The sequence below is a fragment of the Marinibium conchae genome (genome assembly GCF_015595035.1).
GTDB lineage: Bacteria > Pseudomonadota > Gammaproteobacteria > Enterobacterales > Alteromonadaceae > Glaciecola.
Map to the genome: position 1 here is coordinate 1 of NZ_JADNRN010000003.1, position 13,170 is coordinate 13,170.

A 13,170-nucleotide genomic window follows, 5' to 3' on the forward strand; every position below is an offset into this window, starting at 1 on the left:
ATGCTTGAGCGTCACCGCCGTAAGTCTTTGCTAATACCGACGTGATTGCCGCTGTAAGAGTTGTTTTACCGTGGTCAACGTGGCCGATAGTACCAACGTTTACGTGTGGTTTATTACGTTCAAACTTCTGCTTTGCCATTTTCTTTATTTCCTAAGTTTTGTATTCGTACCAATATTGGAGTGAATTAACTTCTATAGTTTAAATTAAAATTAAAATTGTTTACATACGAAAATCGACTATTGCCTTGGTGACATTACTCGGTGCTTCCGCATATTTGTAAAATTCCATTGAGTATGACGCCCGACCTTGCGTTGCAGAACGCAAAGCGGTGGCATATCCAAACATTTCAGAAAGCGGTACTTTAGCACGCACAATCTTAATGCCTGCTACACCCTCTTCCATACCTTCAATTATCCCTCGACGGCGGTTTAGGTCTCCGACCACATCACCCATCCAATCTTCAGGAGTAGTTACTTCAACCTGCATAGTCGGTTCAAGCAACACTGGATCAGCTTCCGCCGAACCATTTTTGAAACCCATCGAAGCAGCAATTTTAAACGCCATTTCAGAAGAGTCAACATCGTGGTAAGAACCATCGAGTAAGGTTACTTTGACATCAAGTACAGGATAACCGGCTAACACACCGTTCATCATCTGTTCTTCAATGCCTTTATCAACCGCTGGTATAAATTCTTTTGGTACTGAGCCACCAACGATTTCATTTACGAATTCATAGCCTGCGCCTTCTTCGTTTGGCTCAATGCGCAAACAAACATGACCATATTGGCCTTTGCCGCCAGACTGACGAATGAATTTACCTTCTGTTTCAACTGTCTTACGAATAGTTTCGCGATAAGCAACCTGAGGGTTACCTACGTTACACTCAACGTTAAATTCGCGCTTCATGCGATCAACGATGATATCAAGATGCAACTCACCCATGCCAGAGATAATAGTTTGGCCGGTTTCTTCATCTGTTTTCACTTTGAAAGAAGGATCTTCGGCAGTTAGCTTACTCAATGCAATACCCATTCTTTCTTGATCTGCTGTTGATTTTGGCTCAACTGCAATTGAAATAACAGGATCTGGGAAGTCCATCTTTTCTAGCGTTATAATACTTTTCGGATCACACAGAGTTTCACCTGTTGTGACATCCTTTAGGCCTATTGCTGCTGCAATATCACCAGCACGAACTTCTTTTAGTTCAGCGCGGTCGTTAGCGTGCATTTGCACCATTCGACCTACACGCTCTTTTTTACCCTTTATCGGATTATAGACCATGTCGCCCGTTTTGATGACACCCGAATAACAACGGAAGAATGTTAGCGTACCCACAAATGGGTCGGTAGCAATTTTAAATGCCAATGCTGCAAATGGCGCGTCGTCATTTGCTTCGCGAGTTGACTCTGTTTCGTCATTATCGTCGAGTATGCCCTTAATAGCTGGCACTTCGCTTGGTGCAGGTAGATACTCAACTACTGCGTCAAGCACTGCTTGCACGCCTTTGTTTTTAAAAGCAGAACCACAAGTAGCTAACACTATCTCGTTATTCAAGGTACGAGTTCGTAAACCTTCTTTTATTTCTGCTTCTGATAATTCTTCGCCGCCTAGGTATTTCTCCATTAGGTCGTCGTTGGCTTCTGCCGCGGCTTCTACCATTTCGGTACGATATTGCTCTGCGGTGTCAACATATTCGGCAGGAATGTCTTCGTATGTAAAGGTAGCCCCTTTATCGGCTGCATTCCAGTTTATCGACTTCATTTTGATAAGGTCGATCACGCCTTTAAATTCTTCTTCTGCACCCATGTTTATTTGAATAGGAACACAGTTTGCGCCCAAACGTTTGCGAATTTGATTCACAACACGCTCGAAATCCGCGCCTGCACGGTCCATTTTATTAACGAACACCATGCGTGGTACTTTGTATTTGTCGGCTTGACGCCATACCGTTTCAGATTGAGGCTCTACACCAGAGGAGCCACAAAATACAACAACGGCACCATCCAATACTCGTAATGAACGCTCTACCTCGATGGTGAAGTCAACGTGCCCTGGAGTATCAATGATATTAATGCGATGTTGCTCAAATTGCTGCTGCATACCAGACCAAAAACAGGTGGTTGCTGCAGACGTGATAGTAATACCGCGCTCCTGCTCTTGCTCCATCCAGTCCATCGTGGCTGCGCCATCATGAACTTCACCGATTTTGTGTGAAATACCGGTGTAGAATAGAACACGCTCAGTCGTCGTGGTTTTACCCGCGTCAACGTGTGCAACAATTCCGATGTTGCGATAGCGTTCGATAGGAGTGTTACGTGGCATACTTCTCTCTATTGTCTGTTGTAAATAAAAGGGGTCGGCGCTAAAAACGGCCGACCCACATCAGATCTTGATAAGGCTTGCGAGCAAACCTTAAAACAAGACTACCAACGGTAATGAGCAAATGCTTTGTTAGCTTCTGCCATGCGGTGAACGTCTTCACGTTTCTTAACCGCACTACCTTTGTTGTCTTGTGCATCTAACATCTCAGCTGCTAAACGTTGTGCCATGGATTTCTCACCACGCTTACGTGCCGCATCAACCATCCAACGCATACCAAGAGCATTACGACGAACTGGACGAACTTCTACAGGTACTTGGTACGTAGAACCACCAACACGACGAGATTTAACCTCGACTGTAGGGCGGATGTTCTCTAGTGCGTCTTCAAACACTTCTAGGTGTGGTTTGCTGGTTTTTTCAGCAACAATATCAAGGGCACCGTAAACGATTTTTTCAGCGGTGGACTTCTTGCCGTCGAGCATTACGACATTCATGAACTTAGCAAGCAACTGTGATCCGAACTTAGGATCTGGTAGGATTTTTCTTTGACCTACGACTCTTCTTCTTGGCATCTTAATTCTCCGTGGAATTCAGGTATAACCCAAAACTCTAATTTAATAGTTTGGCCTTACTAACGGAGAACCGTTAAGACTTAGGCCTTTTCGCGCCGTACTTAGAACGGGCTTGTCTACGATCGTTAACGCCAGCGCAATCCAATGTACCGCGAACTGTGTGATAACGAACACCTGGTAAATCTTTTACACGACCACCGCGGATAAGTACCACGCTGTGCTCTTGTAAGTTGTGACCTTCACCACCAATGTATGAAGACACTTCAAAACCGTTTGTTAAGCGAACACGACATACTTTACGTAGTGCAGAGTTCGGCTTCTTTGGCGTAGTTGTATATACACGAGTACATACACCACGACGTTGTGGGCAGGCTTGTAAAGCAGCTACGTTCGATTTCTCGACCGGCTTTTTACGTGGCTTGCGCACTAACTGGTTAACTGTTGCCATTAACTAGCTCCTGATTAAAAAATATATTCTCATTACAAACTTTACGAAAGTATTTAGTTTGCACGAGTTCTGTTACAGATTTACTTTATAAACAAAATAAATCTGCTGCTCTTTTCCCCTTAAATACCAAGTGCTTACATTAGCATGCACATAACCTAGCTTATAAAAAACAAAGACTTTGGCAAATTCGGGTCGCGGAATGGTATAGATCAAAGATGGGAATGTCAAGTGTGACGGGCGCTAAAAAGGTGTAAGGCTTTCAAATCTAACGCGCTATAATTACCTAATACGCACTTACTCTGATGAATACTGGATTGCTAAAATATCTATCACTTTTTGTACACAATCATTTTTTGTTAGGAGTAATTTCCCCTTAATATCTTGCAGCTTTAAACTTTCAATATAACTAGGAACCGTTAAATAAGCACTTGCTAGTAAGAGGTCTGCGGTATGATAAGCGGCAACAGGTATGTCGGCTTCATTCAGAGAAATATAATTATTGTCAGCTCTGTAACTATCAACTCGAATCGATAATAAGCTTGTTTGTTTCGCAATCGCCTGGTAATCATTCTCAGAAATAACTTGGCTATGATGCAATGTTGTAGGGTAGCCATTTGATAAGGTGAATTCCAGGTAGTTCGTTAACACCTGATTGTCAAGCCGTTGATTCCCATAAGCTACATAGGACAGGGCTTTTATGATGTGTTCTTTGATCGTAGACGTCACATCTTTTTCAATTTCGAGTTTTACTTTGGCTGAAATGAGCTCAAAGCGCATCAAATAACTCAAAGCGACACCAGTATGCCCTTGTAGCACGAGCTGTTCAGCTACTGGATATTGATCCTCTACATCAGCATCTGGGCGTTGCAAAAGTGAAATCATTGCAGGAGTAACGTCATCCTTTACATGGGCCAACAATCGCTCTAATGGCATATCTTTAAAGGGTTCAACTTGCGCTGAATTAGCTAATATTTGTAAGTTGTGTTCACTGTTTTCATTTGAAAAAGTCGCGTGTCCCAGTTGAAAATGCCAGTCTGCTGTATCTTTGATCGTTTGGGCTAAATCTATGTCTGCAATGGATTCAGCAATACAAGTGTATGAATGACGCTCTAGTTTTTCATCTAGCTGAACATCGTCACCTAATGCGGGTAAAGCTCCATATAATAGGACACTCAATAAAAGTGAAGAAAACAATTTACTCTCCTTAAATTCCAACAATCCTGTTTATTGATACGACAAACAAGCACTCATGTCCAGTCTAAACTTCCTATGACTCGAATCAACAGCTTAAGGAGAATAGTCAAAGCTTTCAAATAGACTAAACCCAATATTTTGACTAGACGGTTTACATAACGCTTATAAAAAACAAAACGGGGAGCCACTTTCGTGAGCTCCCCGTTTCTATTCTTTCTATAAAGCTTTCGCCTTAAGTTGACTTACTCAGCGCTGTCATCGCCAGCGTTTAGCAATTCAGAGATTGCTTGAGCAGCTTCATCAGCAGCCATTGATGGCTCTACCGATTCTTGCAACTGAGCAGCTTTGCGTGCAGCACGTTTTTGATGATACGCAAAACCAGTACCTGCTGGGATTAAGCGACCAACAATAACGTTCTCTTTCAAGCCACGTAAATCATCTTCTTTACCTTGTACTGCTGCTTCCGTAAGAACACGTGTCGTCTCTTGGAAAGAAGCTGCCGAGATAAATGACTCAGTAGATAGTGATGCTTTAGTAATACCTAACAGCTGTGTCTCGTATGCTGCTGGAACCTTACCTTGCTTCTCGATTTCACGGTTGGCGATTTTAACTTGAGAAACCTCAAGTTGCTCACCCACTAGGAATTGAGTATCACCTGAATGCGTGATTACGCACTTACGAAGCATCTGACGTATTACCACTTCAATGTGCTTATCGTTAATTTTTACACCTTGTAAACGGTATACTTCTTGTACTTCGTTCACGATGTAATTAGAAACGGCACTGATGCCTCTTAAACGTAAGATATCGTGTGGCGACTCTGGGCCGTCTGCGATAACTTCACCTTTCTCGACTGATTCACCTTCAAATACGTTAAGGTTACGCCATTTCGGGATCATCTCTTCGTAATGACCTGCGTCATTCGTCAAGCTTGTATCTTCACCCGGCTTCGGAGTAATGGTTAAACGCTTCTTGCCTTTAGTCTCTTTACCGAAACCAATGACACCAGAGATTTCAGCTAAGATGGCAGGCTCTTTAGGCTTACGTGCTTCGAACAAGTCTGCAACGCGCGGTAGACCACCAGTAATATCACGTGTCTTCGAACTCTCTTGAGGAATACGTGCTAGTACATCACCTTCTTTTGCTACCTTGCCGTCAGCTGCTTCAATTGAAGTAAAGCTTGGTAAGCGGATTTCTTGAAGACCAAACTCGTCATTTTCAAGAATAAGCTTAGGCTCTTTTGCATTCGCTTTAGCAAGATCTTTAACTACAATACGAGTCAAACCTGTCAACTCATCCTGTTGCATCTCAGTGTTGGTATCGTCGATGTCAGCGAAGGTAATCTTCGACTCACGTTCAGTAACGATTGGATGCGAATGCGGATCCCAGTTAGCAACAACGTCGCCAGCATTGATTGATGCACCGTCATCTACGCTTAATACTGCACCGTATGGTACTTTATAGCGCTCTTTCTCACGGCCTTGATCATCAATAACAGTCAGCTCAGTTGAGCGTGAAATGATAACCACTTTCTTATCAGTATTGCGCACGAACTTAGCGTTAGAGAACTTCAAGGTACCGGTTGTCTTAACTTGTACGTTGTTCTCAGCTGTTGCTCTTGATGCTGCACCACCGATGTGGAAAGTACGCATCGTAAGCTGTGTTCCTGGCTCACCGATAGATTGTGCTGCGATAACACCAACAGACTCACCAGAACCAACCATGTGACCACGGGCAAGGTCTCGACCGTAACACTTAGCACAAACACCGAAGTCGTTGTCACAAGTGATTACAGAGCGAACCATGATTTGGTCAACAGAGTTAGACTCAAGCATGTCTACCAAGTGCTCATCAAGAAGTACATTACGCTCGACCAATACTTCATCAGTACCAGGCTTCACTACGTCTTCTGCAACAACACGACCGAGTACACGTTCACGCAGGGCCTCAACAACGTCACCACCTTCGATTAGCGGCGTCATTTTAACACCTTCGAAAGTACCACAATCATCATTGTTGATAACTAAATCTTGTGCCACGTCAACTAGACGACGAGTTAGGTAACCCGAGTTAGCTGTTTTCAGTGCCGTATCGGCCAAACCTTTACGAGCACCGTGAGTAGAGATAAAGTACTGAAGTACGTTTAGACCTTCACGGAAGTTTGCCGTAATCGGGGTTTCGATGATTGAACCGTCTGGTTTCGCCATCAAACCACGCATACCTGCCAACTGACGAATCTGAGCAGCACTACCACGAGCACCGGAGTCAGCCATCATGTAAACAGAGTTGAATGAGGCTTGCTCTTCATCTTCACCGTTTTTGTTCTTAACAGTTTCAGTTTTCAAGTTATCCATCATCGCTTTCGCAACGCTTTCATTGGCCGTTGACCAAATATCGATAACTTTGTTGTAACGCTCACCAGCGGTTACTAGACCTGATTGGAACTGCTCTTGAATTTCAACAACTTCTGCTTCTGCAGCGTCGATGATTTCTTTCTTCGCATCTGGAATCACCATATCGTCGATACCAACAGACGCACCCGCGATCATCGCGTAGTGGAAACCGGTATACATGATTTGGTCAGCTGCGATAACAGTGTCTTTCAGACCTAGAACACGATAACAAGTGTTCAATAACTGAGAAATTTGTTTCTTGCCCATAGCCTTGTTGATGATTTCAAAAGGTAGACCTTTTGGCAAAATCAACGAGAAAATAGCACGACCAACAGTGGTATCTGTTAGCGTCACTTTTTCCACTTTAGAGCCATCTTCAGCAACATCAAATTCTGTGATACGTACTTTAACGCGGGCATGTAGCTCAGCGTTGCCTGTACGATATGCTTTTTCAGCTTCGTGTGGGCTAGTAAATACCATGTCTTCGCCTAAACCATTAACACGGTCACGCGTAAGGTAGTAAAGACCCAATACAACGTCCTGTGAAGGAACGATGATCGGCTCACCATTTGCAGGTGAAAGGATGTTGTTGGTAGACATCATTAAGGCACGAGACTCTAATTGAGCTTCGATAGTTAATGGAACGTGAACCGCCATTTGGTCACCATCGAAGTCGGCGTTATAGGCCGCACATACTAATGGGTGTAATTGAATAGCTTTACCTTCAATTAGGGTTGGTTCAAACGCTTGGATACCTAGTCTGTGAAGTGTTGGTGCACGGTTAAGCAACACAGGATGTTCACGAATTACTTCGTCAAGAACGTCCCATACTTCCGGCGCTTCACGTTCTACTAATTTCTTAGCAGCTTTGATAGTAGTAGCTAAACCACGACCTTCTAATTTTCCATAGATAAAGGGCTTGAATAACTCAAGTGCCATTTTCTTAGGTAGACCACACTGGTGCAAACGCAATGTTGGACCAACGGTAATTACAGAACGGCCAGAGTAGTCAACACGCTTACCAAGAAGGTTTTGACGGAATCGACCTTGCTTACCTTTAATCATGTCGGCAAGGGATTTCAATGGACGCTTGTTTGAACCTGTGATTGCACGACCACGACGACCATTATCAAGTAACGCGTCAACAGCTTCTTGAAGCATGCGCTTTTCGTTACGTACAATGATGTCTGGTGCAGCAAGGTCTAATAGACGCTTCAAACGGTTGTTACGGTTTATCACACGACGATATAAGTCGTTCAAGTCTGATGTCGCAAAACGACCGCCATCTAGTGGTACTAGAGGACGTAATTCAGGTGGTAATACCGGTAACACAGTTAGGATCATCCATTCTGGCTTGTTACCAGACTGCTGGAATGATTCTAAAAGTTTCAAACGCTTAGTAATTTTCTTACGCTTAGTTTCAGAGTTAATTGAAGGTAGCTCTTCACGCATTGCAGCAACATCTGCATCAACGTCAAGTTGCTTAAGCAATTCAAACACTGCTTCAGCACCCATCTTCGCTTCAAACTCGTCACCATGCTCTTCCAAAGAATCTAAATATTCTTCTTCAGTTAGTAGTTGTCTTGGCTCAAGCTCTGTGTAGCCTGCTTCAGTAACAACATATGATTCAAAGTACAAAACACGTTCGATGTCACGAAGTGTCATGTCTAGCATTAGGCCGATTCTTGACGGTAATGACTTAAGGAACCAAATATGTGCAACTGGGCTAGCTAGCTCAATGTGACCCATGCGCTCACGACGCACTTTAGTTAGAGTAACTTCTACGCCACACTTCTCGCAGATAACACCACGATGCTTCAAACGTTTGTACTTTCCGCACAAACATTCATAGTCTTTCACTGGGCCGAATATACGTGCACAGAAAAGACCATCACGCTCAGGCTTGAACGTACGATAGTTTATCGTTTCAGGCTTTTTAACTTCACCAAAAGACCATGAACGAATCATGTCCGGTGAAGCAAGACCGATCTTGATATTATCGAATTCTTCGGTCTTGTTTTGTTGTTTAATAAACTTTAATAAGTCTTTCACATTTCTCTCCCAACGGAGCTATTGTCACGACCCTGAATTCACCAAAGTGAAAACAGGGCCAACCTGTTTATGTTCTAGCTAAGCGCTTACTGCTCTTCCAGCTCGATGTTGATGCCCAAAGAACGGATTTCTTTCAACAATACGTTGAAGGATTCTGGCATGCCAGGCTCCATTCTGTGGTCACCGTCGACGATGTTCTTATACATCTTCGTACGGCCGTTCACATCATCTGACTTCACAGTTAGCATCTCTTGTAGAGTATACGCAGCACCGTAAGCTTCTAGTGCCCACACTTCCATCTCACCGAAGCGCTGACCACCAAACTGTGCTTTACCACCAAGTGGTTGTTGCGTAACCAAGCTGTATGAACCAGTAGAACGTGCATGCATTTTGTCATCAACCAAGTGGTTGAGTTTCAGCATGTACATATAACCTACTGTAACAGGACGCTCGAACGATCTACCTGTGCGGCCATCAAACAAGGTGATTTGGCCACTTTCAGGAATATCTGCTAGTTTCAGCATGTCTTTGATTTCAGACTCGCGCGCACCGTCAAATACCGGAGTAGCAACAGGTACACCTTTGCGAAGGTTCTGAGCCAAACGCTTGATTTCGTCATCAGAGAAAGTATCAAGGTCAACTTCTTGATGAGATTCACCAAGGTTATATACCTCTTTTAAGAAACTACGCAATTTAGCGACTTCTTCTTGCTCTTTGATCATGCGGTCGATCTTCACACCTAAGCCATGGGCTGCCATACCTAAGTGGGTTTCAAGAATCTGACCGATGTTCATACGCGACGGTACACCTAGCGGGTTCAATACGATATCAACCGGCGTACCGTTTGCATCGTATGGCATATCTTCAACAGGTTGAATTGCTGAGATAACACCCTTGTTACCGTGACGTCCAGCCATTTTATCACCTGGCTGAATATGACGTTTAACTGCAAGATAAACCTTAACGATTTTCAACACACCAGGTGCTAAGTCATCGCCTTGAGTAATCTTACGGCGTTTGTTTTCAAATTTCTTATCGAAGTCGTTTTTCACTTCTTCGTACTGCGCGGCACTTTGATCAAGCTCAACTTGTGCGTTCTCATCTTTAAGAACGATATCGAACCATTTCTCACGAGGAGTGCTGTCGAGTTTCGCTTGGTCAACACCAGACTTAAGTAATAAGTTCTGGGCACGGGCAAAAATACCGTCGGCGAGAATACCAAATTCATCACCTAAGTCTTTCTTAACCTGACGCAGTTGCATTTCTTCGATTTCTAACGCGCGTTTGTCTTTTTCAACACCATCGCGAGTAAACACCTGAACATCAATTACTGTTCCACGTACACTGTTTGGTACACGTAAAGACGTATCTTTAACATCAGATGCTTTTTCACCGAAGATTGCTCTCAGTAGTTTTTCTTCTGGCGTAAGTTGTGTTTCACCTTTTGGTGTCACTTTACCTACAAGAATGTCGCCACCCTTCACTTCAGCACCGATGTAAACAACACCAGATTCATCTAGTTTACCTAGAGCAGACTCACCCACGTTCGGGATATCGCCACTGATTTCTTCAGGACCAAGCTTGGTATCGCGAGCAATACAGCTAAGTTCTTGAATGTGAATAGTCGTGAAACGGTCTTCTTGAGCAACTCGCTCAGAAATAAGGATTGAATCCTCAAAGTTATAACCATTCCAAGGCATGAATGCGATACGCATGTTTTGACCAAGCGCTAGCTCACCTAAATCTGTTGACGGACCGTCGGCCAGCACGTCACCAGTAACGATAGGGTCGCCTACATTACAAGTTGGTTTTTGGTTAATACAAGTATTTTGGTTAGAGCGTGTGTACTTAGTCAGGTTGTAGATATCAATACCGGCTTCACCTGCCGTCATTTCTTCTTCATTTACCTTAACTACGATACGGCTAGCGTCAACATAATCGATAACACCGCCACGCTTAGCTACCACAGTTACACCAGAATCAACGGCAACTGTCTTTTCCATACCTGTTCCAACTAAAGGCTTATCAGCTTTTAGTGTCGGTACGGCTTGACGTTGCATGTTCGATCCCATCAATGCGCGGTTAGCATCATCGTGTTCTAGGAACGGAATGATACTTGCTGCGACTGAAACAATCTGCTGCGGCGAAACATCCATGTAAGTAATGTCTTGCTTCTGCATTAATGTGGTTTCACCACGGTGACGACAAGGAATGAGGTCTTCAACCAATTCGTTGTTGTCGCTGAGTAATACGTTTGCCTGTGCAATTGCAAATTGACCCTCTTCAATAGCAGAAAGATAATCGATATCGTCAGTCACGACACCATCAACAATTCTACGATAAGGAGTTTCTAAGAAACCAAAGTCATTTGTTCTTGCGAAGCTTGAAAGCGAGTTGATCAAACCAATGTTTGGACCTTCTGGCGTTTCAATCGGACATACACGACCATAGTGAGTTGGGTGTACATCTCGAACTTCAAAGCCTGCTCTTTCGCGCGTTAAACCACCGGGGCCTAATGCTGAAATACGACGCTTGTGCGTGACTTCTGAAAGCGGGTTATTCTGATCCATGAACTGAGATAATTGGCTTGAACCAAAGAACTCTTTCACAGCAGCAGAAATAGGCTTAGCATTTATAAGGTCTTGAGGCATGATGGCATCAAGGTCACCTAAGCTTAAACGCTCTTTAACAGCACGTTCAACACGAACCAATCCTACACGGAATTGATTCTCTGCCATTTCGCCCACTGAACGAATACGACGGTTACCTAAGTGATCGATATCATCCACTTCGTCTTTACCGTCACGAATAGTGATAAGTTGCTTCATTACAGAAACAATATCGTCTTTCGTTAAAGTGCCAGAACCTGTTAGTTCTTCACGGCCCAATCGACGGTTAAACTTCATTCTTCCGACAGCAGACAAGTCGTATCTGTCTTCAGAGAAGAATAAGTTCTCGAAAAGTGTTTCCGCAGCGTCTTTTGTTGGTGGCTCACCAGGACGCATCATGCGGTAGATCTCTACCAATGCTTCAAGCTTGTTGGTGCTTGAGTCAACTTTGATAGTATCTGAAATATAAGAACCGTGATCTAACTCATTGATGTAAAGTAACTCAAACGTTTTCACACCTAACTCGCGCAGGGCAAGTAAGTTTTCTAGCGTGACTTCATCGTTTGCATTTACAACAACTTCACCCGTCTCTTCGTTTGCGAAAGTCTTGGCATATATTTTACCAAGTAAGTACTCAGCTGGAACTTCCAACTCAGATACTTTTGCTTTCTCTAATGCACGAGTGTGACGAGCAGAGATTCTGCGGCCAGTTTCTACGATTACTTCACCTTTCTTATCGAGAATGTCGAACTGTGCGATTTCACCGCGAAGGCGATCTGCAACAATGTCCATCATTAACTTATCGCCATCAATGCGAACAGTATTTTTGTCAAAGAAAAGATCAAGAATCTCTTCGGTGCCCATTTCTAGTGCACGAAGAATAATTGTTGCTGGCAGTTTCCTGCGACGGTCGATTCGAACGAAAAGATTATCTTTCGGATCGAATTCGAAATCCAACCATGAACCACGGTATGGAATAACGCGCGCATTATATAAAACTTTACCAGACGAGTGCGTTTTGCCTTTGTCGTGATCAAAGAAAACACCAGGTGAACGATGCAACTGAGAAACGATTACACGCTCAGTTCCATTTATCACGAAGGTACCATTTTCAGTCATCAATGGGATTTCACCCATGTATACTTCTTGTTCTTTGATGTCTTTTACGGTGCCTGGTGCGGCTTCTTTATCAAACAAGACAAGACGTAGCTTGACTCTTAAAGGAGCTGAATAAGTTACACCTCGAATTTGACATTCTTTTACGTCAAATACGGGCTCGCCTAAGCGATATGCTACATACTGTAACTCACTGTTACCGCTGTAGCTTTTAATTGGAAACACAGAGCGGAAAGCCGCTTCTAAGCCATATTGACCATCAGGATCTTGGTCAATGAACTTTTTAAATGAGTCCAGTTGAATTGAAAGGAGGTATGGAATTTCCAATACCTGGGGGCGCTTGCCAAAATCCTTACGGATACGTTTCTTTTCACTATAAGAGTAAACCATGGGTTCCTCAGCCGACTGATTTTAGACCCAACCTGCTACACGTACTACTTAATGTGTAACAAACTTCCAGTAC

At 43.5% G+C, this 13,170-nt stretch carries 7 protein-coding genes; all 7 read right to left on the reverse strand.

Going from position 1 to position 13,170, the window contains the following annotated elements; genetic code table 11:
• Positions 1 to 139, reverse strand: a 139-nt coding sequence (locus tag ISG33_RS11615; RefSeq protein WP_229333616.1) for a GTP-binding protein, incomplete at its 3' end; no start/stop codon positions are given.
• A gap of 81 nt (positions 140 to 220) precedes the next feature.
• On the reverse strand, positions 221 to 2,323 hold the full coding sequence (fusA, locus tag ISG33_RS11620) for an elongation factor G (RefSeq protein WP_195733804.1): 2,103 nt from the start codon (positions 2,321 to 2,323) through the stop codon (positions 221 to 223).
• Positions 2,324 to 2,424: 101 nt separating this feature from the next.
• On the reverse strand, positions 2,425 to 2,895 hold the full coding sequence (rpsG, locus tag ISG33_RS11625) for a 30S ribosomal protein S7 (protein WP_195733805.1): 471 nt from the start codon (positions 2,893 to 2,895) through the stop codon (positions 2,425 to 2,427).
• A 73-nt stretch (positions 2,896 to 2,968) separates the two neighbouring features.
• Positions 2,969 to 3,343 carry a 30S ribosomal protein S12 gene (gene rpsL / locus ISG33_RS11630; protein ID WP_195733806.1) on the reverse strand — a complete coding sequence of 125 codons (375 nt, stop codon included), beginning with the start codon at positions 3,341 to 3,343 and terminating at the stop codon, positions 2,969 to 2,971.
• A 294-nt stretch (positions 3,344 to 3,637) separates the two neighbouring features.
• Positions 3,638 to 4,537, reverse strand: a complete 900-nt coding sequence (locus tag ISG33_RS11635) for a hypothetical protein (protein WP_195733807.1) — start codon at positions 4,535 to 4,537, stop codon at positions 3,638 to 3,640.
• A 242-nt stretch (positions 4,538 to 4,779) separates the two neighbouring features.
• Positions 4,780 to 8,982, reverse strand: a complete 4,203-nt coding sequence (gene rpoC / locus ISG33_RS11640) for a DNA-directed RNA polymerase subunit beta' (RefSeq protein WP_195733808.1) — start codon at positions 8,980 to 8,982, stop codon at positions 4,780 to 4,782.
• Between the two features lie 86 nt (positions 8,983 to 9,068).
• Complete coding sequence (gene rpoB, locus ISG33_RS11645; protein ID WP_195733809.1) at positions 9,069 to 13,097, reverse strand: DNA-directed RNA polymerase subunit beta; 4,029 nt, start codon at positions 13,095 to 13,097, stop codon at positions 9,069 to 9,071.
• Positions 13,098 to 13,170 lie beyond the last annotated feature (73 nt).

What these genes read in the sequence shown, in the direction of transcription:
- fusA (WP_195733804.1), bottom strand. Translation starts at nt 2,323, where the DNA reads ATGCCACGTAACACTCCTATCGAACGCTATCGCAACATCGGAATTGTT.
- rpsG (WP_195733805.1), bottom strand. Translation starts at nt 2,895, where the DNA reads ATGCCAAGAAGAAGAGTCGTAGGTCAAAGAAAAATCCTACCAGATCCT.
- rpsL (WP_195733806.1), bottom strand. Translation starts at nt 3,343, where the DNA reads ATGGCAACAGTTAACCAGTTAGTGCGCAAGCCACGTAAAAAGCCGGTC.
- rpoB (WP_195733809.1), bottom strand. Translation starts at nt 13,097, where the DNA reads ATGGTTTACTCTTATAGTGAAAAGAAACGTATCCGTAAGGATTTTGGC.